General features: G+C 64.6%; 20 protein-coding genes and 1 tRNA gene. 6 read left to right on the forward strand and 15 right to left on the reverse strand.

Annotated elements, in window-relative coordinates; translation table 11 throughout:
• Positions 1 to 45 precede the first annotated feature (45 nt).
• The 4 genes from whiA to uvrA form a co-directional block, all read right to left on the reverse strand.
• Positions 46 to 1,026 carry a DNA-binding protein WhiA gene (gene whiA / locus AC1X6S_RS01770; protein WP_108390983.1) on the reverse strand — a complete coding sequence of 327 codons (981 nt, stop codon included), beginning with the start codon at positions 1,024 to 1,026 and terminating at the stop codon, positions 46 to 48.
• A 65-nt stretch (positions 1,027 to 1,091) separates the two neighbouring features.
• Positions 1,092 to 1,970, reverse strand: coding sequence for an RNase adapter RapZ (gene rapZ, locus AC1X6S_RS01775; protein ID WP_483404115.1), 879 nt, complete (start codon positions 1,968 to 1,970; stop codon positions 1,092 to 1,094).
• 54 nt (positions 1,971 to 2,024) lie between these two features.
• Positions 2,025 to 3,938, reverse strand: coding sequence for an excinuclease ABC subunit UvrC (uvrC, locus tag AC1X6S_RS01780; RefSeq protein ID WP_483404116.1), 1,914 nt, complete (start codon positions 3,936 to 3,938; stop codon positions 2,025 to 2,027).
• The gene (uvrA, locus tag AC1X6S_RS01785) at positions 3,939 to 6,830 is read right to left on the reverse strand and encodes an excinuclease ABC subunit UvrA (RefSeq protein ID WP_483404117.1); all 2,892 of its coding nucleotides are present in this window, start codon (positions 6,828 to 6,830) and stop codon (positions 3,939 to 3,941) included.
• Positions 6,831 to 6,888: 58 nt separating this feature from the next.
• On the opposite strand from uvrA, the gene AC1X6S_RS01790 reads away from it, so the two are divergent.
• A complete protein-coding gene (locus AC1X6S_RS01790) occupies positions 6,889 to 7,557 on the forward strand; it encodes a protein-L-isoaspartate(D-aspartate) O-methyltransferase (RefSeq protein WP_483404118.1) in 669 nt (222 codons plus the stop codon).
• Between the two features lie 48 nt (positions 7,558 to 7,605).
• Here the strand turns inward: AC1X6S_RS01790 and uvrB are convergent, their stop codons facing one another.
• The 8 genes from uvrB to polA all read right to left on the reverse strand — a co-directional run bounded on the left by uvrB (position 7,606) and on the right by polA (position 18,880).
• On the reverse strand, positions 7,606 to 9,672 hold the full coding sequence (gene uvrB / locus AC1X6S_RS01795; RefSeq protein WP_483404119.1) for an excinuclease ABC subunit UvrB: 2,067 nt from the start codon (positions 9,670 to 9,672) through the stop codon (positions 7,606 to 7,608).
• A gap of 9 nt (positions 9,673 to 9,681) precedes the next feature.
• On the reverse strand, positions 9,682 to 10,323 hold the full coding sequence (gene coaE / locus AC1X6S_RS01800; protein WP_483404959.1) for a dephospho-CoA kinase: 642 nt from the start codon (positions 10,321 to 10,323) through the stop codon (positions 9,682 to 9,684).
• A gap of 24 nt (positions 10,324 to 10,347) precedes the next feature.
• Entirely contained in the window at positions 10,348 to 11,007 is a 660-nt protein-coding gene (locus AC1X6S_RS01805; protein WP_483404120.1) for a TetR/AcrR family transcriptional regulator, read from the reverse strand.
• Positions 11,008 to 11,213: 206 nt separating this feature from the next.
• Positions 11,214 to 12,659, reverse strand: coding sequence for a 30S ribosomal protein S1 (gene rpsA, locus AC1X6S_RS01810; protein WP_483404121.1), 1,446 nt, complete (start codon positions 12,657 to 12,659; stop codon positions 11,214 to 11,216).
• Positions 12,660 to 12,819: 160 nt separating this feature from the next.
• On the reverse strand, positions 12,820 to 13,791 hold the full coding sequence (locus tag AC1X6S_RS01815; RefSeq protein WP_483404122.1) for an epimerase: 972 nt from the start codon (positions 13,789 to 13,791) through the stop codon (positions 12,820 to 12,822).
• Positions 13,784 to 14,446 carry a DUF4166 domain-containing protein gene (locus AC1X6S_RS01820; RefSeq protein ID WP_483404123.1) on the reverse strand — a complete coding sequence of 221 codons (663 nt, stop codon included), beginning with the start codon at positions 14,444 to 14,446 and terminating at the stop codon, positions 13,784 to 13,786. The genes AC1X6S_RS01815 and AC1X6S_RS01820 overlap by 8 nt, the downstream gene beginning before the upstream one ends.
• Before the next feature lie 3 nt (positions 14,447 to 14,449).
• Positions 14,450 to 16,126 (reverse strand): DUF885 domain-containing protein, encoded by a 1,677-nt coding sequence (locus AC1X6S_RS01825; protein ID WP_483404124.1) that lies wholly within the window; start codon positions 16,124 to 16,126, stop codon positions 14,450 to 14,452.
• Between the two features lie 90 nt (positions 16,127 to 16,216).
• The gene (gene polA / locus AC1X6S_RS01830; RefSeq protein ID WP_483404125.1) at positions 16,217 to 18,880 is read right to left on the reverse strand and encodes a DNA polymerase I; all 2,664 of its coding nucleotides are present in this window, start codon (positions 18,878 to 18,880) and stop codon (positions 16,217 to 16,219) included.
• A gap of 69 nt (positions 18,881 to 18,949) precedes the next feature.
• On the opposite strand from polA, the gene AC1X6S_RS01835 reads away from it, so the two are divergent.
• Positions 18,950 to 19,372, forward strand: coding sequence for a hotdog fold thioesterase (locus AC1X6S_RS01835; RefSeq protein ID WP_483404126.1), 423 nt, complete (start codon positions 18,950 to 18,952; stop codon positions 19,370 to 19,372).
• A 334-nt stretch (positions 19,373 to 19,706) separates the two neighbouring features.
• On the opposite strand, the gene AC1X6S_RS01840 is transcribed toward AC1X6S_RS01835, so the two are convergent.
• Complete coding sequence (locus AC1X6S_RS01840; RefSeq protein WP_253375195.1) at positions 19,707 to 20,312, reverse strand: ANTAR domain-containing response regulator; 606 nt, start codon at positions 20,310 to 20,312, stop codon at positions 19,707 to 19,709.
• Between the two features lie 38 nt (positions 20,313 to 20,350).
• Here AC1X6S_RS01840 and AC1X6S_RS01845 point away from each other — a divergent pair.
• The 3 genes from AC1X6S_RS01845 to AC1X6S_RS01855 all read left to right on the forward strand — a co-directional run bounded on the left by AC1X6S_RS01845 (position 20,351) and on the right by AC1X6S_RS01855 (position 22,632).
• Positions 20,351 to 20,433 (forward strand) — tRNA-Leu (locus AC1X6S_RS01845).
• Between the two features lie 315 nt (positions 20,434 to 20,748).
• Positions 20,749 to 22,179, forward strand: coding sequence for an MFS transporter (locus AC1X6S_RS01850; protein ID WP_483404127.1), 1,431 nt, complete (start codon positions 20,749 to 20,751; stop codon positions 22,177 to 22,179).
• A 108-nt stretch (positions 22,180 to 22,287) separates the two neighbouring features.
• On the forward strand, positions 22,288 to 22,632 hold the full coding sequence (locus AC1X6S_RS01855) for a hypothetical protein (protein ID WP_483404128.1): 345 nt from the start codon (positions 22,288 to 22,290) through the stop codon (positions 22,630 to 22,632).
• A gap of 3 nt (positions 22,633 to 22,635) precedes the next feature.
• Here the strand turns inward: AC1X6S_RS01855 and AC1X6S_RS01860 are convergent, their stop codons facing one another.
• A complete protein-coding gene (locus AC1X6S_RS01860; RefSeq protein WP_483404129.1) occupies positions 22,636 to 23,526 on the reverse strand; it encodes a hypothetical protein in 891 nt (296 codons plus the stop codon).
• A gap of 231 nt (positions 23,527 to 23,757) precedes the next feature.
• On the opposite strand from AC1X6S_RS01860, the gene AC1X6S_RS01865 reads away from it, so the two are divergent.
• Positions 23,758 to 24,225: a ribosomal maturation YjgA family protein gene (locus tag AC1X6S_RS01865; protein ID WP_483404130.1), complete on the forward strand. Its 468-nt coding sequence runs from the start codon at positions 23,758 to 23,760 to the stop codon at positions 24,223 to 24,225.
• Here the strand turns inward: AC1X6S_RS01865 and AC1X6S_RS01870 are convergent.
• Positions 24,167 to 24,343: a multidrug transporter gene (locus AC1X6S_RS01870; protein WP_483404131.1), complete on the reverse strand. Its 177-nt coding sequence runs from the start codon at positions 24,341 to 24,343 to the stop codon at positions 24,167 to 24,169. The genes AC1X6S_RS01865 and AC1X6S_RS01870 overlap by 59 nt on opposite strands.
• Between the last annotated feature and the right edge of the window lie 39 nt (positions 24,344 to 24,382).

Here is a 24,382-nt window from a genome sequence, read left to right on the forward strand (position 1 = left end):
TCTTTCAGTCTAGTCAGGTCGGTTCCCGGCGCTACGGGCTTGCGGTTACACCTCGTCGTAGTCAGGCGGCAGGTTGGCGTCGGTGCCTGGGAGCCCCAGGTCGGTTGCGCGTTTGTCTGCCATGGCGAGAAGGCGTCTGATCCGTCCGGCGATCGCATCCTTGGTCATCGGCGGGTCGGCGTAATGTCCGAGTTCGTCGAGGCTTGCCTCACGGTGGCTGAGGCGCAGCTCTCCCGCGTACCTGAGGTGCTCCGGGATGTCGTCGGCAAGGATTTCCATCGCGCGTTCGACCCTCGCGCACGCCGCGACAGCCGCCTGGGCTGAGCGGCGAAGGTTGGCGTCGTCGAAGTTGACGAGGCGGTTGGCGGTTGCCCTAACCTCGCGCCGCTGGCGGAGCTCTTCCCACGCCTTGACGGTGCCGTGAGCGCCCATGAGTACGAGCATTGCGCTGATCGCCTCACCGTCGCGAATGACGACGCGATGAACACCGCGGACCTCGCGCGCTTTCGCCTGGACGCCGAGGCGGCCGGCGGCACCGACGAGAGCCATCGCGCTCTCGTTGCCGGGGCAGGTGATTTCGAGTGCGGCGGAGCGGCCCGGGTCAGTCAGCGATCCTGCGGCGAGGAAAGCGCCCCGCCAGACGGCAGCCAGTTCGGCTCGTGATCCTGTCGTAAGCCGGTTGGGAAGGCCACGAATGGGGCGGCGTCGTGCGTCGAGGAGGCCGGTCTGCCTGGCCAGTGTCTCGCCGCCGTCAACGACCCGCACGAGGTAATACTCTCCACGCCGTGATGTCGATGGGCTCACCGAGACCACTTCGCTCCGTACGCCGTAGAGCTCGGCAAGAGCCTTGCGCACCCGCCTGGCGAGGTGCGGAGTATCGAGCTCGCTCTCAATGGCGATGCGGCTGGAGATCAGGTGAAGCCCACCGCTGAAGCGCAGGGTGGATGTCAACTCAGCGGCGCGTACCGTTGTCTTCTCTTCAACGATGTTGGCCAATTCTTCTTTGACCTCAGCAGTCAGTGCCAAGCGGGATCCTTTTCTCATCAGTGTTCGTCGTGTGTGCGTCTGGCCGTGGCCGGCGACGCTGTGGCTTATTCTTTGCCGAGGTCGCGGTGCTTGACGTTGACGGCGACTCCTGGGAGTTCCTTCAACTTGTCAGCGAGTGCGTTCGCGATCGCGACCGAGCGATGTTTGCCGCCGGTGCAGCCGATGGCGAAGGTCGCAAATCGTTTGCTCTCGTGCTGGTAGCCGTTCAGAACAGGCGCGAGGGCCTGTGCATACGCGTCGGTGAACTCCGATGCGCCCGGCTGGCCGAGAACGTACTCGCGAACCTCAGGGTCGAGTCCAGTATGCGCCCGCAACTCGGGAACCCAAAACGGGTTGGGCAGGAACCGCGCGTCAGCGATCATGTCCGCATCGAACGGTGCGCCGTATTTGAAGCCGAAACTCATGATCGTGAGCTTCACGCCTGGGGTCCCCTCGGCGGCGAAGAGCTCGGCAACGCTGTTCGCGAGCTGGTGCACATTGAGATCGGACGTGTCGATCACAATGTCGCTCGACTCGCGGATCGTGGCGAGCCGTGCCCGTTCGGTCGCGATGCCGTCGAGGATCGTACCGCCGCCCTGGAGCGGATGCGGCCTGCGAACGGCGTCAAAGCGCCGCACGAGTGCTGAATCCGTCGCGTCGAGGAAGATCACTCTGAGTTTCGTTCCGTCGCGGAGCGACTGGATCATCTGCTGCAGGTCGGTGAAGAAATCACGCCCGCGGACGTCGACGACAGCGGCGATCCGTGGGAGCGCGCCCTCCGCACGGCCGGCAAGGTCGACGAGGGGGCGCAGCATCTGCGGGGGAAGGTTGTCGACCACGTACCAGTCGAGATCCTCGAGGGCGTTGGCGACCGTTGATCGCCCGGCTCCGGACATCCCCGTCACAATCAGGACTTCCTGGTTCGGAATCGCTTCGTCTGGCACTGTTCACTCTCCGATTGGCCCGATGGGACGTTGCCCTCTGGCTGGACTTCAAGCCTACCGACTGTTGGCGCGCTGGCGGTCCTGGAGGGTATCGGCGATGGTCTGCGCGAGCGCGGGTCCAACCCCCTTCACCGCGGCTATCGCCTCCGGGGTTGCCTCGCGCATCGCCGCAACCGATCCGAAGTGAACGAGAAGCGCCTTGACGCGAGCGGGTCCCAGACCGGGGATCTCGGTGAGCACACTGGTGATGTCGCGCTTGCGTTTGGTGCGCTGGTACGTGATGGCGAACCTGTGCGCTTCGTCCCTCACCCGCTGCAGGAGGAAGAGTGCCTCGGAGTTGCGCGGCAGGATCACGGGATAGTCATTATCTGGGAGCCAGATCTCCTCGAGCCGTTTCGCCATGCCCACAAGCTGGATGTCTGTCCGCCCTGACTCCTGCAGGGCGCGTTGTGCGGCCTGCACCTGGGGCTGGCCACCGTCCACGATGAGCAGTTGCGGCGGGTACGCGAACTTCTTTCGTTTCACGTCGTCTGCGACGATGCCGGGTGCCGTCGGGTCAGGCTCCGGCTCAACGGTCTCAGGGGTCGTGAGGTACGCCAGCCGTCGGCTCAGTACCTGGTAGATCGAGTCGGTATCGTCGGTGGACGACGCGATACTGAACCGGCGGTACTGGTCTTTTCGCGCCAGGCCGTCCTCGAAGACCACCATCGACGCCACGATGTTGGTGCCGGAGAGATGCGAGACGTCAAAGCACTCGATCCGGAGGGGTGCCTGTTCCATCCCGATCGCTTCCTGGATGTCGGTCAGCGCCTGGGAGCGGGCGACGAAATCAGCGGTCCTTCGCATCTTGTAAAGCTGCAGCGCGTTCTTCGCGTTGAGATTCGCCGTCTGCATGAGCGCGGCCTTCTCTCCGCGCTGGGCGGTCTTGAGCCGCACCCGGCCTTTACCGCGGATGCCGGCGAGCCAGGTTTCGAGTTCGTCAGCGTCTTCGGGGAGCTCGGGGACCAGAACCTCCCTGGGCACGTCAGTGGCGGATCCGTCGTATGCGCGTTGCAGGATGCTGTCGACGAGCTCTCCGGTCGACAGGTCGAGTTCCTTGTCAACGGTCCACGACCGGACACCCCGGATCCGGCCGCCACGGACGATGAACTGCTGGACCGCCGCAGAGAGTTCGTCGTGGACGACGCCGAAGAGGTCGGCGTCGACTGAGTCCTTGAGAACGACGGCGCTTTTCTCGAGTACCGCCTCGAGCGCCTGAAGGCGATCCCGATACCTGGCAGCGCTCTCGTAGTCCTGCCGGGCAGCGGCGTCTTTCATCTTGCGCGTGGCATCCGTCACGAAGCGACGATCGTGACCGGCCATAAAGCTCACGAAGTCATCGACCATCGCCCGGTGCTCTTCGATCGTCACCTTGCCGGAGCACGGGCCACCGCAGCGTCCGATCTGCCCAGGGAAGCAGGGCTTGCCCGATTGCATGGCCCGTTTGTAACTGGAGTCGGAGCAGGTCCGGATCGGGAACGCCTTGATCATCAGATCGATCGTGTCGTGAACCGCCCAGATCTTCGGGTACGGGCCGAAATACCTGGCGCCCTTGATCCGCGGGTTGCGGGTGACGAGCACACGCGGAGCTTCGTCGGCGAGGGTGATCGCCATGTACGGGTAGGTCTTGTCGTCGCGGAACTTGACGTTGAACGGTGGATCGAACTCCTTGATCCACGTGTACTCGAGCTGGAGCGCCTCGATGTCGCTCCCGACGACGGTCCACTCCACGCTCGATGCGGTCGTGACCATGCGGCGGGTTCGCTCGTGCAGCGTGTGCAGCGGAGCGAAATAGTTGCTCAGCCGCGCCCGGAGGTTCTTCGCCTTGCCGACGTAGAGCACCCGGGATGTCTCGTCTCGAAATCGATACACCCCGGGGCTCGTCGGAATTTCGCCCGGCTTGGGGCGATAGCTCAGTGGTGGTGCCACCTATCCCGCCTTACGCGCCTGAACCTGTTCGGCCTCGAGCACTTCGTTGAGGTAGAACCCCGTGTGGCTCTTCTTGACTTTCGCGATCTTCTCGGGGGTGCCCGTCGCGAGCACGCGTCCGCCACCCGCGCCACCCTCGGGGCCAATGTCGATGATCCAGTCAGCAGACTTGATCACGTCGAGGTTGTGCTCGATGACGATGACCGTGTTGCCCTTGTCGACGAGGCTGTTGAGGACGAGGAGGAGCTTCCGCACGTCTTCGAAGTGCAAGCCTGTCGTCGGCTCGTCGAGGACGTAGATGCTCCTGCCGTTTGTGCGCTTCTGCAGCTCGGTCGCCAGCTTCACACGCTGCGCTTCACCACCAGACAGGGTGGTTGCACTCTGGCCGAGCCGGACATAGCCGAGTCCGACCTCAACGAGCGTCTTGAGGAACCGGTGGATCGAGGTGATCGCCTCGAAGAACTCAGCGGCCTCCGCGATCGGCATGTCGAGGACCTCGGCGATGTTCTTGCCCTTGTAGTGCACAGACAGGGTTTCGCGGTTGTACCGCGCTCCCCCGCAGACCTCGCAGGCCACGTAAACATCGGGCAGGAAGTTCATCTCGATCTTGATGGTTCCGTCGCCGGAGCACGCCTCGCAGCGCCCGCCCTTGACGTTGAAGCTGAAGCGACCCGGGAGGTATCCGCGCGCCTTTGCCTCGGTGGTTTCGGAGAACAGCGTGCGGATGCGGTCGAACACACCGGTGTAGGTCGCCGGGTTGGACCGCGGTGTGCGGCCAATCGGCGCCTGGTCGACGTGGATCACCTTGTCGAGCTGCTCGAGCCCGGTCACGCGAGTGTGCTTTCCGGGTACCTTGCGTGCGCCGTTGAGTTTGTTCGCGAGAACCCGGTACAGGATGTCGTTGACGAGGGAGGACTTGCCGGAGCCGCTCACGCCCGTGACCGCCGTGAAGGTGCCAAGGGGGAAATCGACGTTGACCTTGCGGAGGTTGTTGGCCTCGGCACCGACGACCGAGATGAGACGCTCGGGGTCGACCGGGCGCCTGGTCTCGGGAATCGGGATCTCGCGGCGTCCGGCGAGGTAATCACCGGTCAGCGATTCGGGGTTCGCGAGCAGGTCTTCGTACGAGCCTGAGTGGACGACGCGACCGCCGTTGACGCCGGCACCTGGTCCGATGTCAACGACCCAGTCGGCCGTGCGGATCGTGTCTTCGTCGTGTTCAACGACGATGAGCGTGTTTCCGAGGTCGCGGAGGGTGACGAGCGTCTCGATCAGCCGGCGGTTGTCACGCTGGTGGAGACCGATGCTCGGTTCGTCGAGCACGTACAGCACGCCGGTGAGGCCGGATCCGATCTGTGTGGCGAGCCGGATGCGCTGTGCCTCGCCGCCGGAGAGTGACCCGGCGGTTCGTGAGAGGTTGAGGTAGTTGAGGCCGACCTGGATCAGGAAGTCCAGCCGCAGTTTGATCTCGCGCAGCACCTGGGCCGCGATGGTGGACTCGCGGGCGGTCAATTCCATCTGGTCCATGAAGGCACGGGCGTCGGTGAGGCTGAGCTCGGCGACCTCAGCGATGTTGGTGCCGTGGATCAGGACGGAGAGGACTTCGGGCTTGAGGCGCTGGCCGTTGCACACGGGGCAGGGAATCTCCCGGAGATACTCGCCCCACCTGGCGCGCTGGACATCGGTCTCGGCCTGAGCGTACTGGCGCTCGATGTACGGCATCACCCCTTCGAAGCCCGAGGTGTAACTGACCTCGCGCCCGTAGCGGTTCTTCCACTTGACCTTGACCTTGAAGTTTTCGCCGCGGAGGACCGCCTCCTGGACTTTCTTCGGAAGATCAGCCCACGGGGTCCGCAGGGAGAAATCAAGGTCGCGGGAAAGTCCGTCAAGCAGCTTCTCGTAGTACTGGTAGAGCCCCTTGCCCTGTGTGGTCCACGGAATGATGACGCCCTCGTCGATGCTGAGGCTCGGGTCGCCGATGAGAAGGTCGGCGTCCACCGACATCCGAGTGCCGAGGCCGGAGCACTCCGGGCACGCGCCGAATGGAGCGTTGAAGCTGAATGTGCGCGGTTCGATCTCGGTGAGCTGGATCGGGTGATTGTTCGGGCACGACAGCTTCTCGCTGTACGAGCGAACCGAATCCGGGCCCTCCTCGTCGACCAGTTTGATCTCCACGAGCCCGTCGGTGAGACGTAGCGCGGTCTCGAGCGAGTCGGTCAGTCTGCTGAGAGCGTCGGGGCCGGCGACGAGACGGTCGACGACGACCGAAATGTCGTGCTTGTACGACTTCTTGAGTGTCGGTGGCTCCGAGAGCTGAACCTGCTCGCCGTCGACGACGGCGCGGGCGTAGCCGCTCGCAGCCAGTTCTTTGAAGAGGTCGACGAACTCACCCTTCTTCTGCGAAACAACCGGGCTCATCACCATGTAGCGCGTGCCCGTCTCGAGCTCCATGAGCTGGTCGGCAATCTGCTGCACGGTCTGCCGCTGGATCGGCTCACCACACTGGGGGCAGTGCGGAACTCCCACTCGGGCCCACAGGAGGCGCATGTAGTCGTAGACCTCGGTGATCGTGCCGACTGTCGAGCGCGGGTTGCGGTTCGTCGACTTCTGGTCGATCGACACGGCGGGGCTGAGGCCCTCGATGAAATCGACGTCGGGTCGGTCCACCTGGCCGAGGAACTGACGCGCGTACGCCGAGAGCGACTCGACATATCTGCGCTGGCCTTCGGCGAAGATCGTGTCGAATGCGAGCGACGACTTGCCCGACCCGGAGAGGCCGGTGAATACCACGAGAGAATCGCGCGGGATGTCAAGATCCACGTTGCGCAGGTTATGGACGCGTGCGCCTCGCACGCTGAGTTTTGACGTTGAATTTACCTTCGATATCGACACCCCTCGAGTCTACGATGACCCACTGACATGAAGCTGGGCACGGGGGCACAATGAGACAATGGACGACTTTCGCCGGCGCCGCGAACGAATGGTCGCCGAGCAACTCCAGGCTCGCGGCATTCGCGATGCGCGGGTGCTCGATGCGATGCGCCGGGTACCGCGCGAAGCGTTCGTGCGGGCGTGGTCGCAAGCCAGTGCCTACGACGACCACCCACTGCCGATCGATGCCGGGCAGACGATCTCCCAGCCATATATCGTCGCACTCACCCTCGAGGCGGCGGAGCTCGGTGAGAACGACACGGTGCTCGATGTCGGGACCGGATCGGGGTACGCCGCTGCTGTAGCTGCCGAACTGGTGCACAGTGTCGTGTCGATCGAGCGCCACCCGGAACTCGCGGATTCTGCAACCGAAGTCCTCCGTCGGCTGGGGTACGACAATGTCACGGTCGTCGTCGGCGATGGCACGCACGGGTATCCACCAGGCGCTCCGTACGACGCGATAGTTGCCGCGGCCGCCGCACCGGCGATTCCCTCACCGTGGGCAGACCAGCTCGCCGATGGCGGACGGATCATTATGCCCATCGGCGAGCCGCGATTCGGCCAGATGCTTACCCGGGCCACGCGGGGGTCGAACGGCGGGCTCCAGCTGGAGCACCTCTGCGCGGTCACCTTTGTGCCCCTCATCGGCGATTACGGCGTCCCAGAACGTCCCGCGGAAGAGGAGTGACCGCTCCCCCGCGTGGTCTCAGAGCTGCTGCCGGCGCTGTATGCGGCGCTAGAGGTGGCCGGCCTTCTCCATCTGGCGGAGGTCGCGTTTGAGATCGGAGAGCTCATCACGGAGGCGCGCCGCGAGCTCGAACTTGAGCTCCGCCGCTGCCGTGAGCATCTGATCGTTGAGATCCGCGATGATCGACTCGAGCTGATCGGCTCCCTCGGCCGCGATCCCTTCGCGCCTGAGGTTGGGCGTCGGGCTCTTTTTCTTCTTCGAGTCGCGACCGGCAAGCATCTGCGCCGTGTCTGCGCCTTCCCTCGCGAGCACCTCGGTGATGTCGGCGATTCGTTTGCGAAGCGGTGTCGGGTCGATGCCGTGTTCGAGGTTGTACGCGACCTGCGTCTCCCGGCGCCTCGTCGTCTCCTCGATCGCGCGTTTCATCGAGTCGGTGAGGACATCCGCGTACATGTGAACCTCACCGGAGACGTTTCGCGCCGCACGGCCAATGGTCTGGATGAGGGAGGTCGACGACCGCAGGAATCCTTCTTTGTCTGCGTCGAGGATGGCAACGAGTGATACCTCTGGCAGGTCAAGTCCTTCTCGGAGCAGGTTGATACCGACGAGGACGTCGTAGATCCCCGCGCGCAACTCACTCAACAGCTCCACCCGGCGCAGGGTGTCGACGTCGGAGTGCAGGTAACGGACCCTAACTCCCGCTTCGGTCAGGAAGTCGGTGAGTTCTTCTGCCATCTTTTTCGTCAGTGTTGTGACGAGTACGCGTTCGTCGCGAGCGGCGCGAATCCTGATCTCTTCGAGCAGGTCGTCGATCTGTCCGTGTGACGGTTTGACGATGATCTGGGGATCGACGAGACCGGTCGGGCGGATGATCTGCTCGACGATTCCGTCAGCGATGCCCATTTCGTATCGACCGGGGGTGGCCGAGAGGTAAACGGTCTGCCCGACCCGATCCTTGAACTCGTTCCATTTCAGCGGGCGGTTGTCGAGGGCGCTTGGCAGCCGGAATCCGTGCTCAACCAGCGTGCGCTTGCGGGACGAGTCACCCTCGTACATCGCACCGATCTGCGGCACCGTCACGTGTGACTCGTCGATCACGACGAGGAAGTCGTCGGGGAAGTAATCGATCAGGCAGTGCGGGGCTTCACCGGGCGCACGCCCCTCCATGTGCCTCGAGTAGTTCTCGATCCCGGAGCAGAACCCGATCTGCTGCATCATTTCGAGGTCGAAGTTGGTGCGCATACGCAGTCGCTGGGCCTCGAGGAGTTTGCCCTGGCGCTCGAGCTCTGCGAGGCGCTGCTCCAGTTCTTCCTGAATGCTGACGATGGCGCGCTGCATCACGTCGGTACTCGCCACGTAGTGGGAGCCGGGGAAGATGGAGACGTTGTCGAGCTTCCTGACGACGTCGCCGGTGAGCGGGTGGAGGGAGTAGAGACCCTCGACCTCGTCTCCGAACATCTCAATCCGGATCGCCAGCTCCTCGTACACGGGGATGATCTCGATGGTGTCGCCACGGACGCGGAAGTTGCCCCGCGAGAAATCGACGTCATTGCGGTTGTACTGCATCGAGATGAACTTGCGAATGAGCCAGTCTCGGTCCACTCGCATGCCGACCTGCAGCGCCATCATGGCGTCGAGATACTGCTCGGGTGTTCCGAGGCCGTAGATGCACGACACGGTGGACACGACGATGACGTCGCGCCTGCTGAGCAGGGAGTTCGTCGTCGAGTGCCTCAGCCGCTCCACCTCCGCGTTGACCGAGGAGTCTTTCTCGATGAACGTATCGGTCTGGGGAACGTAGGCCTCAGGCTGGTAGTAGTCGTAGTACGAGACGAAATACTCGACAGCGTTGTTCGGCATCAGCTCACGGAACTCATTGGCGAGCTGCGCGGCCAGGGTCTTGTTGTGCGCGAGAACGAGCGTTGGCCGCTGCACTGCCTCGACGAGCCACGCCGTGGTCGCTGACTTACCGGTTCCTGTCGCGCCGAGGAGGACGACATCGGTCTCGCCCGCGTTGATCCGTGCGCTCAGTTCGGCTATCGCTTTGGGCTGGTCGCCCGATGGAGTGTACTCACTGACGACTTCGAACGGGTGAACAGCGCGCGTTTTTGCCATACTTCGAGTCTAGGCACCGTCACTGACATCGGAGGTCCCGCGGCGGTCCCCCGATTTTGCCGAGAGCGAAGCCCACAGGCCGTCGACCTGCTCGAGGGTGTCGGCGAGTGTCTTGTCGGTGTCGATAACGACGTCGGCGAGAGCAAGCCTCTCCTCGTCACTGGCCTGCGCCGCTATCCGCCGCTCCGCTTCCTCCGGAGACATTCCCCTGAGCGAGACGAGCCGTTGGATCCTGGTGTCCGCACTGGCCTGGGCAACCACGATGAGGTCGTAGGAGCGCGGCAGGTTCGCCTCGACCAGGAGTGGAACGTCGTAGACCACGACGGCGTCGGGGTTCTCGTTCGCCGCTTGCGAGATGCGGTCTTTCGTCAGACGCCGGACCGCCGGGTGGACGATGCCGTTCAGAGTTGCGAGCGCGGCAGCATCGGAGAAAACTATCGCGCCGAGCGACGCACGGTCGAGCCGGCCATCATCGGTCAGTACCCGATCACCGAAGGATGCCGTGATCGCCTCGAGCGCGGGCGTGCCCGGTTCGACGGCCTCGCGCGCGAGCTGGTCAGCGTCGATGTGGACGGCCCCCAGCTCAGCGAGACGCCGGGCGATCGTTGATTTGCCGGAGCCGATTCCGCCGGTAAGGCCGATGAGATACACGCGGTTCGAACGAGGGCTGGTCACCTAAACGGCGGGGACCAGGTGACCCTCGAGATAGGCGATCGGAACGGCGCGTGCTTCCTGAAGCAGCCAGGGGTCGCCGTCCGGAGTCTGGTCGAACGCCAGGCGCTGGAGCGCGCGGGAAAGTTCGACGGCCACACTCACGTGGCCGATCCAGCGGTCATCGTCGGGGAAATCGAACTGAGAGAGCAGTTTGACGACCGCGCTCACGTAGGCACGCTGGCTGCGGGAGTACTGCTCCTGGCTCTCATCGTCCCCGAGGATGCGGTACTGCGTCGCCTTGAAGCCAGGGATCGTGCGCCGCGCGACGACGGAAGTGTCCATCATGATGCCGAGTGCGTCCTGCCAGGTCTCGGGCTGCTCGTCCAGGAGCCGCTCGATGCACAGCGACACGAACTGGTCCTGCATGTACTGGTAGACACCGATCATCAGCGCGATGCGATCGGGGAAAAACCTGTACACGGTTCCGATTGCCATTTCAGCGCGCTTCGCCACCTCGGCGGTGGTCACACCAGCGTGCCCTGACTCGTCGATAATCTCACCGCAGACCCGGAGAATCGACTGGAGGCTCTGCCTGCTTCGTTCCTGTTGGGGGTTGTTGCGCAGTGACTTCTCGGCGGATGTATCCGTTTCGAGGTACTGCTTCAGAGGATCAATATCCACGTGGCACCTTCGAATAGTGATGGGTTCTCGGGGCGCAGCCCAGGCTGGCCGCAGCGCTCGGCTGCGCCGCAACACTATCAGCCGATTCCGCACGGATGCTGAAGGCTGAGCCCCGAGCCAACGGCGTGTTGGACTGGATACGCAAAACTGGCCGGCCCAGAAGGGCCGGCCAGTTGTGTCAGTACTGCGTGAGCAGTCGCTGCTGCTTAGGAGTTGCTCGAGAGCTTCTCGCGGAGAGCGGCGAGCGACTCGTCGTCAGCAAGCGTTCCCGCACCAGCGGTCTCGCTCGAGAACGAGGATCCGGCGGCCGGAGCCGCTGCTGCTGCCTCTTCGACAGCTGCAGATGCGACAACCTGCTTCTTGTGGGCTTCCCAGCGAGCCTGGGCTGCAGCGTAGTCCTGCTCCCACTTCTCGCGCTGGGACTCGAAGCCCTCTTTCCACTCGTTGGTCTCGGAGTCGAAGCCCTCTGGGTACTTGTAGTTGCCCTGGTCGTCGTACTCGGTGAGCATTCCGTAGAGAGCCGGGTCGAACTCGGTTCCCTCGGGGTCGACACCCTCGTTGGCCTGCTTGAGGCTCAGCGAGATGCGGCGACGCTCGAGGTCGATGTCGATGACCTTGACGAAGACCTCGTCGCCAACCGAAACAACCTGCTCGGCGAGCTCAACGTGCTTGCCGCTGAGCTCGGAGATGTGAACGAGACCCTCGATGCCATCGGCAACGCGAACGAACGCACCGAACGGGACGAGCTTGGTGACCTTACCCGGTGCAACCTGGCCAATGGCGTGGGTGCGGGCAAAGACCTGCCACGGGTCTTCCTGCGTCGCCTTGAGCGACAGGGAGACGCGCTCGCGGTCGAGGTCGACCTCGAGAATCTCGACGGTGACTTCCTGGCCGACTTCGACGACCTCGCTGGCGTGCTCAATGTGCTTCCAGCTGAGTTCGGAGACGTGGACGAGACCGTCGACGCCGCCGAGGTCGACGAACGCACCGAAGTTGACGATCGACGAAACGACACCCTTGCGAACCTGGCCCTTTTGGAGGTTGTTCAGGAACGTGGTGCGGCTCTCGGACTGGGTCTGCTCGAGGAGTGCGCGACGCGAAAGCACAACGTTGTTGCGGTTCTTGTCGAGCTCGAGGATCTTGGCCTCGATCTCCTGGCCGAGGTACGGCGTGAGGTCGCGGACGCGGCGGAGCTCGATGAGCGAGGCCGGCAGGAAGCCACGGAGGCCGATGTCGACGATAAGTCCACCCTTGACGACCTCGATGACCGAACCGGTCACGACGCCATCGGTTTCCTTGATCTTCTCAACGTCGCCCCACGCACGCTCGTACTGAGCGCGCTTCTTGGACAGGATGAGACGGCCTTCTTTGTCTTCCTTCTGGAGGACGAGGGCTTCAACCGTGTCGCCGACCTGAACTACTTCGCTCGGGTCTACGTCGTGCTTGATCGAAAGCTCGCGAGAGGGAATGACACCCTCGGTCTTGTAGCCGACATCGAGGAGAACCTCGTCGCGGTCGATCTTGACGACGGTGCCCTCGATGAGGTCTCCGTCGTTGAAGAACTTCAGTGTTTTTTCGACCGCGGCCAGGAAGTCTTCAGCCGATCCGATGTCGTTGATAGCGACCTGCTTGGCGGTCGTTGTGGTTGTCATGTAGTAGTTGCTCCAGTAAGGACATATTTCGGGCCGTGCGCGACCTTCGATAATCGGTGATTATGGGAGGCTGTTGTTGCGCACAGCGAACGGATAGATCGTCACAAATGTGACATGCCAGTTTACCCGGAAATAAGCGGGAAGAGCAAATGCCAAACGGTCAGGGTGCCAGCGGCGCCCCGGCGCGGACGATGCTCGCGAGCGCCGGCTCGAGATCGGGGTGGTGGAACCGGTAGCCGGCCTCCGTGAGCCGCTCGGGGACGACCCAGCGGCTCTTGAGCACGAGCTCGGTTTCGGTGCGAAGAATCGCCGTTCCGAGCTCGAGCATCCACCGGGTTGTCGGCAATCCGAACGGCACGCCCAGGACGTGGCGCAAAGCGGTCATGAGCCCACGGTTGTCGGAGGGACGGGGCGAGGCGGCATTGATGATCCCATCGAGGTCGCCCCGTTCCCTGAGGAAAAGGATGATCCGGTCGACATCGTCGATGTGGATCCAGCTGAATTTCTGCTGCCCTCCCCGTGCGCCGAACTCGTGAAAGGTGCCCGCTGCTCTTCGCTGGCGTGTCGCGGGCCAGCGCCCGTCGTGCTGGGTCCCGCCGAGCCCGAACCTCGTCAGCCAGCGCAGCGGGGTGAGCGCACTTCCATCGCCGAGCACGATGGCGAGCCGGAGGGCGACCCTGCGTGTCGCCGGCAGCTCCCCCGCGAAAAACTCGTCCTCCCAGGCGCGAGCGATGCCGACGCTGAACCCGGTGCCGAGCTCGCCCGTTGACTCGGTCATCGGGCGGTCTTCTGCGTGGCGATAGATGGTCGCCGTCGATGAGTTCACCCACAGGGCGGGTGGTGCGTCGCACGCACGCACCGCCTCGTTCAGCTCACGGGTTGTCTCGACGCGTGATCGAAGAATCTCCCGTCGGTTCTCCGGGGTGTACCGGCAGTTGACGCTTTTTCCCGCGAGGTTGATGAGGAGGTCCGCGCCGTCAAGCAACCGGACGATAGCGGCGGTGTCGCCCCACGCGGCATCCGCTGTTCGCCTTCCGATGGTGCTGACCGTTGCCCCGCGCGACCGGTACCGGGACGCAAGGTAGTGACCGATGAACCCGGATGCCCCGGCGATGACGACACGTTCACTCATGATCCGGTTCCTTCGGTTCTGATGGATGCACCGGCACCGGGGCGGTGACGGTGTAGTTGAAGCTTCCGCCGTATTCGTAGAGCCTGCCGAGGCCCGGCGCATCGATCGTGACCCTGACCCGCTGTGCGTCGGCGTCGTCATCGAATCGCTCGCTCAACACCACGACGGGCGCGACGCGGGCCGGGATCGGAACGTGTGCGCGACCGAGTCGGATATCAACGTGTGTCGAACGCAGGACGAGCCCGCCGTCGACCACCCGGGCGCCGAACCGTGCGGTGATCAGCCCACCCGACCCGATGCTGTCGACCAGCTCGCCATGGTGAGCTCGCATCACGTCGGTCATGACGCGGTCGCCGCCGGGGAGATGAAAGCGGCGCGTTGCGGTCACCGCAAGGACGCCGGCGCCATCGTTGAGCGACCGGTTCTCCACGGTGAACGGCACGGTGCGCCGCCACACCGGAAACAGAACTCCGGCCAGGCCGAGCACCCACAGCGCCGGCCACAGCCAGCGCCTGGGTGTACCGACCACGTCGAAGACTCCGGACCCCGTCCCGACGCTTCCCGCCGGAATCGCCGAGAAGTACGCGTGCAGCCGCGGGTGCAGTGCTGAGAACTCAGGACCGATTGCCGCCTGATAGACCGACGTCGCTGGCACTGGTCAGTCAGCGAGCAGTGCGTGTTTCAGCGTGTCGAGCCCGACCCCGCCGAGGTCCAGCGCTCGGCGGTGGAACGCCTTGAGGTCGAACGAGTTCCCCTCACGGCGCTCGGCGTCCTCGCGGAGCTGTTCCCACAGCCTCTGACCGACCTTGTACGACGGTGCCTGGCCCGGCCAGCCGAGGTACCGGTTCACCTCGAACCGGACAAAGCCCTCGTTCATGTTGACGTTCCTGCCGAGGAAGGCAAACGCGTCGTCAGCGGTCCAGACGGTGTCTCCGCCCGGCACCTTCTTGCCGAGGTGCACGCCGATGTCGAGCACAACGCGGGCCGCCCTCATCCGTTGCCCATCGAGCATGCCCAGGCGGTCAGCGGGGTCATCGAGGTAGCCGAGCTGCTCCATCAATCTCTCCGCGTAGAGTGCCCAGCCCTCCGCGTGTCCAGACGTACCAGCGAGCTGGCGGCGCCAGGTGTTCAGTTTCGCGCGGTTGTACACAGCCTGGCCGATCTGCAGGTGGTGGCCGGGAACACCCTCGTGGTACACCGTGGTGAGTTCACGCCAGGTATCGAACTCGGTGACGCCCTCCGGCACTGACCACCACATGCGACCCGGCCGCGAGAAGTCGTCGGTTGGGCCGGTGTAGTAGATCCCGCCCTCCTGGGTCGGCGCGATCATGCACTCGATGGTGCGGATCTCTTCGGGAATGTCGAAGTGGGTGCGTCCGAGCTCTGCGACCGCGCGGTCGCTCGTCTCCTGCATCCACTTCTGCAGTGCGTCGGTTCCGTGAAGTTTGCGGCTCAGGTCGTTGTCGAGAAAAGCGATGGCTTCCTCGACCGTCGCGCCCGGCTTGATCTCCCTGGCGATCGACTCCTGCTCCTCGACCATGGTGCGCAGTTCCTCGATGCCCCACTCATAGGTCTCGTCGAGGTCGATGGTCGCACCGAGGAACCTGCGCGACTGCAGTTCGTAGATGTCGCGGCCGACGGCATCCGCGGTTCGGGCGACTGGCTCGAGTTCGTGGGCCAGGAAGTCCGCCAGCTCCTGGTAGGCAACCGCCGCCTGTCCGGCATTGAGGTTGAGTTGAGAGGCGAGGGACGCGGGGAGCTGGCCGTCGACCGGGCCGGAGGTCGCGGCGAGGTGGGCGAAGAACCCGTCCTTGGCGCTGTACCGTTTGGCCTGCTCGAAGACCTCAGCGACCTGCCGTTTCGCGGGGGTGATCCCCCGCTGGATGCCGAGCCTGAGCGTTTCGATGTAGCCGGACATGGCCTCGGGCAGCGCCTTGAGCCGGGACGACACGTTCTCCCAGTCATCGACGGTGGCGGTCGGCATGATGTCGAAAATCTCTCGGATGCCCTGGGCCGGCGAGGCGATGACGTTGAGGTCGCGCAGGTGGAGGCCGGCGTCGGCGCTCTCAACCTCGAGGGCGAGCTCAGCGCGCAGGTCGGTGCGGGTGACAGTGTCGACATCGTCGACGGGTTTGGCACTGTCAAGAGCAGCAATGACCTTGCGTGCTTCATCGATGAACCGCTCGTGCCCGGCCGGTGAGAAGTCGCCGAAGCGGTCGTTGACCTCGTCCCGGCCGATGTAGGTGCCGACGAGCGGGTCGATGTCGACGAGGGTGTCGACCCACGATTCGGCTATGGCGTCGATGGGGGTCGGCGTACGCTGCTCTGCTGTCATGGATGTGAGCCTACGGCAGCGCGGCGCGTCAGGCACAGACCGCCCTGGCCCGCCGCGCATCGCGGGCCAGGGTTGGGTGTGGCGGGACGGTCAGTGCGCTGCGGCGTCCCAGTTGTGCCCGCGCCCGACGTGCACGTCGAGGGGAACCACGAGGTCGGCTGCCGTGGCCATCCGGTGCCGCACGACGGCCTCGATGGCATCCCACTCGCCGGGGGCGACCTCGAAGATGAGCTCATCGTGCACCTGCATGAGCATGCGGCTCGACAGCTGCTTCTCGGCGACGTCCTTCTCGATGTTGTTCATCGCGATTTTCATGATGTCCGCCGCCGTGCCCTGGATCGGGGCGTTGAGCGCCGCGCGCTGCGCGTTATCGCGCAGTACCCGGTTGGAGCTCTTGAGGTCGGGGAACGGGCGGCGCCTGCCGAAGATGGTCGTGGTGTAACCGTCTTCGACGGCCTGTTCGACGACATTGCGGAGGTAGTCGCGGACCGCTCCGAACCGTTCGAAGTACCCGGCCATGAGCTTCTTCGCCTCGGACGAATCGATCCGCAGCTGCTTCGACAGCCCGAACGCGCTGAGACCGTAGGCGAGCCCGTATGACATCGCCTTGACCTTGGTGCGCATTTCGTTGGTGACGTCCTCGGGGGCAACCAGGAAGATCTTCGAGCCGACGAACCTGTGGAGGTCTTCTCCGGTGCGGAATGCCTCGATGAGGCCAGGGTCACCGGAGAGGTGCGCCATGATCCGCATCTCGATCTGCGAGTAGTCGGCGGTCAGCAGGGTCTCGTAGCCTTCGCCAGCTTCGAACGCGGCACGGATGCGACGACCCTCTTCGGTGCGGACCGGGATGTTCTGCAGGTTGGGGTCTGTCGACGAGATCCGGCCCGTTGTCGTTCCGGTCTGGACATAACTCGTGTGGACCCTGCCGTCAGGACCGATCGCCTTGTCGACGGTTTCAACGATCTGGCGAAGTTTGGTCGCGTCGCGGTGTTCGAGGAGCAGGCCGAGGAACGGATGCGGGTTGGAGGCCTGCAGATCGGCCAGCGCACCGGCATCCGTCGAATAGCCCGTCTTGTTAGCTCGGGTCTTCGGCATGTCGAGCTCGTTGAACAGCACCTCCTGGAGCTGCTTCGGTGAGCCGAGGTTTACCTCGTGGCCGATGATCGCGTATGCCTGGCTGGCCAGGTCGGCGGCGCGAGTCGCGAGCTGGCCGGAGAGTTCGGCGAGCTGATCGTGGTTGACGGTAACACCGCGCAGTTCGATGTCGACGAGGGTGATGAGCGTCGGCATCTCGATGTCGCTGAGTACCTTGCGCGAACCAGGGTCGAGCGCCTCGGTCAGCGGTGCGAGCAGACGAAGGGTGAACCACGCCTCAACCGGTGCCGTTGCAGGGTCGTCAAGCGGCACGAGCTGGTTCGGGTCGGAGACGGGCAGCGACTCGTCGAGGTACCGCGAGACGAGGTGTGCGAGGGTCTTTTCGGTGCCGTTCGGGCGCAGGAGCCACCCGGCGATGTGGGTGTCGAAGGCAATACCGTCGAACGCCACCCCCGCGGTACGGAGCGCCTTGAGCTGCTTCTTCGCGTCGGTCATGACCTTGGGAGCATCACTGGCGAGCCAGGCTTCGAACGGCGCGTAGTCGGCACCACCCGGCTTCCAGGCGAGGGCGACGGCCTCGGTGAGCGTCGCGATTCCTGCGGCGACGGGTTTGCCGTCGTGCAGTTCGATGGTGAGACCGAGCCCGTCGGGGTTCGCCGCGGTGGCGCGGCTGAGCCACGCACCGAGTTCTTCATCGAGGAGCTGCTGCGGGACCGGGATCTTCACGGCGTCGGCGCGAACCGCCGGAACACCTGTGGTCTGCTCGTCGAGCCCCTCCGCCTTGAGCAGGCGGTCGAGCATCGTGCGGAATTCGAGCTTGTCGAAGATCTCGCGGACGGCAGCTTCGTCGATCGGCTTCTTCTCGAGCGAGTCGAGAGTGACAGGAAGCTCGACATCGGTGAGCAGGTGGTTGAGCCTGCGGTTCCGGATCGCGTTCTCTTTGTGTTCGCGGAGGCTCTCCCCCACCTTGCCGGTGATCTTGTCGGCGTTCTCGAGGATGCCGTCGAGGCTGCCGTACTGGTTGAGCCACTTCACGGCCGTCTTCTCGCCGACCTTGGGCACGCCGGGGAGGTTATCGCTGGTCTCGCCGACGAGAGCGGCGACCTCGGGGTACTGGTGCGGCTGGATGCCGTAGCGTTCCATCACCTTCGCGGCGTCGTAGCGCGTGAGGTCGGAGACGCCCATCCGGGAGGGGTACAGCAGCGTGACGTCGTCGTTGACGAGCTGGATCGTGTCGCGGTCACCGGACACGACGAGCACCCGGTAGCCCTGCTCGCGCCCCTGAACGCTGAGCGTCGCGAGGATGTCGTCGGCCTCGTAGTCTTCGATCGAGATCGTTGTGATGTTCATCGCGGCGAGGACATCCTGCAGCAGCGGGACCTGGCCGATGAACTCCGATGGCGTTTCACCGCGCGTGCCCTTGTACTCGGGGTACTCGCGGGTGCGGAAGCTGAAGCGTGAGATGTCGAACGCGACGGCGATGTGTGTCGGCTTGTGATCGCGGATGAGGTTGATCAGCATGGCGAGGAAGCCATGAATAGCATTCGTGTGCTGACCGTCTTTAGTGGAGAAACTGTCGACCGGGAGTGCGTAGAACGCCCGGAATGCTAGGGAATGACCGTCAATGACGAGGAGGGTAGGCTTTTCGTTGTCAGACACCCTCCCAGCCTACAAGCGACTGCTGACAGCCAATTGCGGCGGCGGGCTCGACACCCAGCAAAGGCGACGATGACCGAAACCACAGAGAACGCACTCGACTACGTCCTTGAGCGCGGCGCCGGTGCGCTGGCCGCAAAGATGGGCATCGAGTTCACCGAATTCACCCTCGAGCGCGCGGTTGCGACCATGCCCGTCGACGGCAACACCCAGCCGGCCATGCTCCTCCACGGCGGTGCGTACGTGGTACTCGGAGAGTCGCTCGGCTCCATGTCGGCCAACCTGTGGGCGGGTCCGGGCAAGCTCGCTGTCGGCGTCGACATCAACGCGACACACACTCGGGCGGCGACGTCGGGAATCGTCACTGGCGTCTGCACCCCCATCCACCTCGGGCGTTCGATGACCGTGCACGAGATCGCGGTGACCGACGAACAGGGCCGTCGGTGCTCGACCATCCGGATCACGAACATGATCAAGGACGTACCAGCCGGCTGACGGCATCCGTCGCCCAGGATTCGCACCGTGGCGCGACACTCGTCGGTCGCGAATGTCGGGTTCCGTCGAGAAAACCCTGCCTTCCAGACCGATGAGCGCGGCGGTGTCTGGCGGCATGGGGTCGTCGGTCGCGAATGTCGAGTTCCGTCGAGAGAACCCTGCCTTCCGGACCGATGAGCGGGGCCGTGTCTGGCGGCAGGGGTTCGTCGGTCGCGAATGTCGGGTTCCGTCGAGAAAACCCTGCGTTCCAGACCGATGAGTGCGCGGCAGCGGCACGGGGCAACGCAGAAGGCGGGCCGGATATACCGGCCCGCCTTCTGTCGTAGCTGGGGTTCTACTTCTTCGCTGTGAGCTGCTCGACGATGGCCTGGGCGACGTCGTGCATGGTGAGGCGACGGTCCATCGACGCCTTCTGGATCCAGCGGAAAGCTTCGGGCTCGGTGAGGCCCATCTTCTCGTTGAGCAGGCCCTTGGCCCGGTCGACGAGCTTGCGGGTCTCGAAACGCTCGACCATGTCGGCGACTTCGGCCTCGAGTGTGATGATCTGCTGGTAGCGGCTCAGCGCGATTTCGATCGCGGGCAGCAGGTCGTTCGGCGTAAACGGCTTGACGACGTAGGCCAGGGCACCTGCCTCGCTCGCACGCTCGACGAGCTCCTTCTGGCTGAAGGCGGTGAGCAGGACGACGGGGGCGATCTGGGCCTTGTGCAGGCGCTCAGCGGCGGAGATGCCGTCGAGCTGCGGCATTTTGACATCCATGATGACGAGGTCGGGGCGCAGTTCCATGGCGAGGGCAACGGCGGTTTCACCGTCACCAGCTTCACCGACAACCTCGAAGCCGTTGTCACGGAGGATTTCGACAATGTCGAGACGAATCAGCGATTCGTCTTCTGCTACGACGACGCGTCGTGGGGCTGGGGTTGATGCTTCTTGCTCGGTCACGACTTAATCCTACGGTACTCTTGTCCACGTTGTTGTGCGCCGGTGTGGCGGAATGGCAGACGCGGAGCACTCAAAATGCTTTGTTCGAGAGGACGTGTGGGTTCGAGTCCCACCACCGGCACAGCAGTGTGACCCCTTTATCGCCTCGTTTCGACGGGGAGATGAAGGGGTCTTTTCATGTGCGCCGCCCCGTCGATTCCGAAGCGCGTTGCACATGCGTGCGTTTCGCCCAGGATGCCGGGACAGACGACGATGCAACGCCACCGCGACGATGGGCACGAGTGATCCGGAGGTAAATGGACCCAGGCCGGGCCCGTCACTATGGCGCACCTGCGGCGAAGCTCGACCGAAGGCCGGGGCCGAATCGGCCGGGCACAGGCCCCTGCGCAAGGCGCGTCCTGGTAGCTATAGTCGGGACCTCGAGCGAGGGGCGGGCATGATCAGCTCATCGAGCGTCGCGAGCGGCTGGCTGGTGGTCGTCTGCTGCCTCTCCCAGTTCCTGCACACCGTCTACGGCAGCGTCGCCAACATCGCGTTGCCCGACATCGCGCAGGACCTCGATGCCCGAATCGACTCACTGCAGTGGGTGGTGAGCGCGTACGTGCTGACGCTCGCGAGCATGCTCACCTTTTCCGGGACGCTCGCCGACCGCATCGGCCGGAAACGTGTCCTGATCGCGGGCAACGTCGTGATGATTGCTGGTTCCATCCTCTGCGCGATGAGTACCTCAGTTCCCCTTCTCATCGTGGGCAGGGTCGTCCAGGGAATCGGCAGCGCCTTGATCGCCCCCGCCGGATTGTCGCTGCTCGCGGCGGCATTCCCCGAGACCGCCCGCCGCGCTGTGGCTGTCATGTGGTGGACCACCATCGGTACAGCCTCGCTTGCGGCCGGTCCCATTCTCGGCGGCCTGCTCGTGCGCGACCTCGGCTGGGCGAGCGTCTTCTGGGCAGGGGTACCCCTCGGACTGCTCGCCGCTGCTCTTGCTGCCGTGCTCCTGACGGAATCGCGGGCAGATCAGCCGCAACCGTTCGACGCCATCGGTCAGGTGCTGCTCACGGTGTTCCTCGCCGGACTCGCGTTCGCGCTCATCGAGGGTGTGCACCTGGGCTGGACTTCGCCAGCCATAATCCTGGCTGCCTCCGTGGGAGTGATTGCCCTGGTCGTGCTTGTGCCCTATGAACTGCGCCACAAGCATCCGGTCATCCCGGTGCGCTTGTTCACCCACCGCACCTTCGTGACGGCGCTGTCGATGGCGATCGCCGGATACCTCGCCCTCGCGGGACTGCTGTTCCTCAACACGTTCTATCTGCAGTCGGCGCGGGGACTCGACGCGACGTCCGCCGGTCTGATGACGATTCCCCTGGCCGCCGGCGCTACCCTCACCGCGCTGCTCGCCGCCGGCCTCGTCGCCAGGGGACGCTCGCGCGCCGTTCTCATCACGAGCGGCATACTGCTCGCTCTCGGTTCCGCCGGGCTCTGGTCCACGGAGAGCCTTCCGCTCTGGACCGTGGTCCTGCCGTACTTCGTGTTCGGGCTTGGGTTCGGCCTGATCGCCGATCCGGTCAGCGTGACAGCGCTGTCGTCCCTTCCCACCGCGGAGGCGGGACTGGCCTCGAGTCTCGTATCGACATCGAAGCAGACCGGTCAGCTCCTGGGTATCGCCGGGATCGGCACCATACTCGCCGCGGCGGCGACGACCTCGGAGGCCCTCGAGTTCGAGGAGATGGGGGGCTGGGTGTGGGGGGTGCTGACCGCAGCCGGCTTACTGATCGCCGCGCTCGCGCTCAGCTCGCCACGATCGTCCCGCACGGTACGGGGGCATGGCGCCCCGCGGCCTGAGAATGCCCCGCGGGCTGAGAATTCCTGAGACGGATGCCGGGGGCATCCGCTCGATGCGGCAGTGTCCCCTATAGCCCATAACGGCCGATTTGTTCAGGGGTTGAACGAGCTGGTATCGACGGGGTTAGCTGCAGGTATGGAACGCATACACTACGCGACAGGTTCGATCCTCACCGGGTCGGAGATCGCCAGGGCCCTTGTCGGTTACGCAGAAGCCCTCGCGAAGGTGGGCTCGTCTGCATCCGTCGATATTCCCTCGCTCCACGAGGACGGCACACTGGGTCGCGCGAACTTCCTGGTCGGCCCCGCCAGCCAGCTGGTATCCGAGACGGAAGACAGCACGTTCCCCGAGGTCACCGATGCTGATTTGGTGGCCGAATTGCAGGAGGCAACGGCTCGCCTCGGCAACGCACACCCCCAGACGTCCGACATCGAAAGCGTGCCGGGCGACGACATTCTGGAGTTCCCCGAGCAGGGCTGATCCCTAGTCGTTCGATGCGCTACGCGAGAGCCGTTCCGTGCGTTCCCTGGCTCGCGCAAGCGCACGGCCGGCGACACCGGCCTCATGCCGAGCCCCTGCAACGTTTTTTCGCAGCGTGTCGTGCTCGGCCTTGCGATCGTCCAGTTCCGACTCAATCTCGGTGAGACGGGCCCGCAGCCGACGGCGTTCGTCGGTGAGGGTCTCAATCTCGGGCGCGAGAGCGCTGATTCGCGACTGAATGCACTCGAGCGCCTCGTCCGCGTCATCCGCGCGGCGCTCGGCATCCTCGAGTTTTCGACGAGCCTCAGCGAGGTCACGCTGTGCAGCGGTGGTATCAACGGCACGGAGCCGTGGGGGGTCATCACGGGAGGACGACGGTGCCGCCGACACCGAGTCGACAGCGAGGGCACCGGAGAGGTCCACGGGTTCGACCCCGTTTGATGTCAGGCTCCGTAGGAGCACCGCCGTCAGCACCGCGTCTGCTGCGGCGGAATCGGCGAGCGCCGCCTGAAGCGTCTGCTCGAGTTCCCGCACGGCGCTCGGGCTGGCTTTGGTGCCGGCTTTCGTGCCGGTCTCGATGCCGAGCCGAGACACCGCCCGGATCAGCTGTTGCCGCTCACGTCCGAGCCTCCTGAGGTCATCGGTCTCGCGCGCCTGCTCGGCAGCGCGCAGGTCTTTTCCCAGCGCGATCAGTTTGTCGACGTCGTCCCTGTGCGTTGCGACCAGGAGATTGGCGAGCCACGCAGCGACCGACGGCTTCGGCAACTTTCCGAGCCGACGCGCGAGGTCTTTGTCACCCGCGTCCTTCGCCGCGCTCACCGCAGCGGCCCGGGCTCGGACGAATTCGCTGAGCGGCACCGTGTACAGCTCGGTCGCGACGGATTCCAGGTTCATGGGCCCAGATTATCCGTCCGATGAGAGCAACGGATGCCACCCGGCCCGGGTCGGAGGTACCGCCCGTTCGCTGTCTCGCAACGGGTCGGACTGCAGCAGCGCAGTCGGGATGACGACAGGCGCAACCGGCGGCCATGATGGACGGGTGTCCTCCTACGCCGCTCCCCCGCGCCACTCCGCCGCGCCATTCACCCGCACAGTCACCGCCCACACAGCTCAAGGCGCAGACTCGTGAGCTACGACGGTGTCCGGGCATCGGACAATGACATGACCCCCGCTCCCCGGCCGGACGCGCGCCGCCTCGCACTCACCATCGGCGCCGTCGTGACGATCATCGCCGGTCTGACGATAGCGACAGCGTTCTCCGGGTTCAGTGCGGATGCCACCGCCGACGCCCTCTACGCGGTGCTCGTCTACCTGCTCGTTGGAGCGGTCTTCCCGAGGCTGCACGCGTTCGTCACCGCGATTGTGGCGTTCAGCGTCTCTGCGCTCGTCGAGTTCTCGCAGTTGACGGGGCTTCCTGCAGCGCTGGCCGAGGTCTTTCCCCCGGCACGGCTGGTGTTCGGCACGACGTTCGTCGCCACCGACCTGCTTTTCTATGCGATCGGTGCGGCTCTCGTCGCCGCCGGCGACGTGCTCGTTACTCGGCTGCTGTGTCGGCTTCGGGGTCGCTCGGGCGATACTTCGCGTCGTCCCTGATGTCGATCCTGGTCACCCCGTCTGGCTTCTCGGTCACATCGATGCGCGGCGCAGCGTCGGACTCGTCCGCCTGAGGCGCTGTGGTCAGCTGGTCGTGGCGTTTCTCTTCAGCGTCCATGGTTGCTCCCCTGCTCGGTGTGACGGTACGTCCACGTTA

The sequence above is a fragment of the Mycetocola sp. Y442 genome (assembly GCF_056898615.1).

Excerpts from the sequence above, each read along its gene's own strand:
- AC1X6S_RS01815 (WP_483404122.1), bottom strand. The coding sequence starts at position 13,791 with ATGAGTGAACGTGTCGTCATCGCCGGGGCATCCGGGTTCATCGGTCAC.
- AC1X6S_RS01870 (WP_483404131.1), bottom strand. The coding sequence starts at position 24,343 with ATGGACGCTGAAGAGAAACGCCACGACCAGCTGACCACAGCGCCTCAG.
- AC1X6S_RS01855 (WP_483404128.1), top strand. The coding sequence starts at position 22,288 with ATGGAACGCATACACTACGCGACAGGTTCGATCCTCACCGGGTCGGAG.
- AC1X6S_RS01825 (WP_483404124.1), bottom strand. The coding sequence starts at position 16,126 with ATGACAGCAGAGCAGCGTACGCCGACCCCCATCGACGCCATAGCCGAA.
- AC1X6S_RS01850 (WP_483404127.1), top strand. The coding sequence starts at position 20,749 with ATGATCAGCTCATCGAGCGTCGCGAGCGGCTGGCTGGTGGTCGTCTGC.
- uvrB (WP_483404119.1), bottom strand. The coding sequence starts at position 9,672 with ATGGCAAAAACGCGCGCTGTTCACCCGTTCGAAGTCGTCAGTGAGTAC.
- rpsA (WP_483404121.1), bottom strand. The coding sequence starts at position 12,659 with ATGACAACCACAACGACCGCCAAGCAGGTCGCTATCAACGACATCGGA.
- AC1X6S_RS01860 (WP_483404129.1), bottom strand. The coding sequence starts at position 23,526 with ATGAACCTGGAATCCGTCGCGACCGAGCTGTACACGGTGCCGCTCAGC.
- AC1X6S_RS01790 (WP_483404118.1), top strand. The coding sequence starts at position 6,889 with ATGGACGACTTTCGCCGGCGCCGCGAACGAATGGTCGCCGAGCAACTC.
- AC1X6S_RS01835 (WP_483404126.1), top strand. The coding sequence starts at position 18,950 with ATGACCGAAACCACAGAGAACGCACTCGACTACGTCCTTGAGCGCGGC.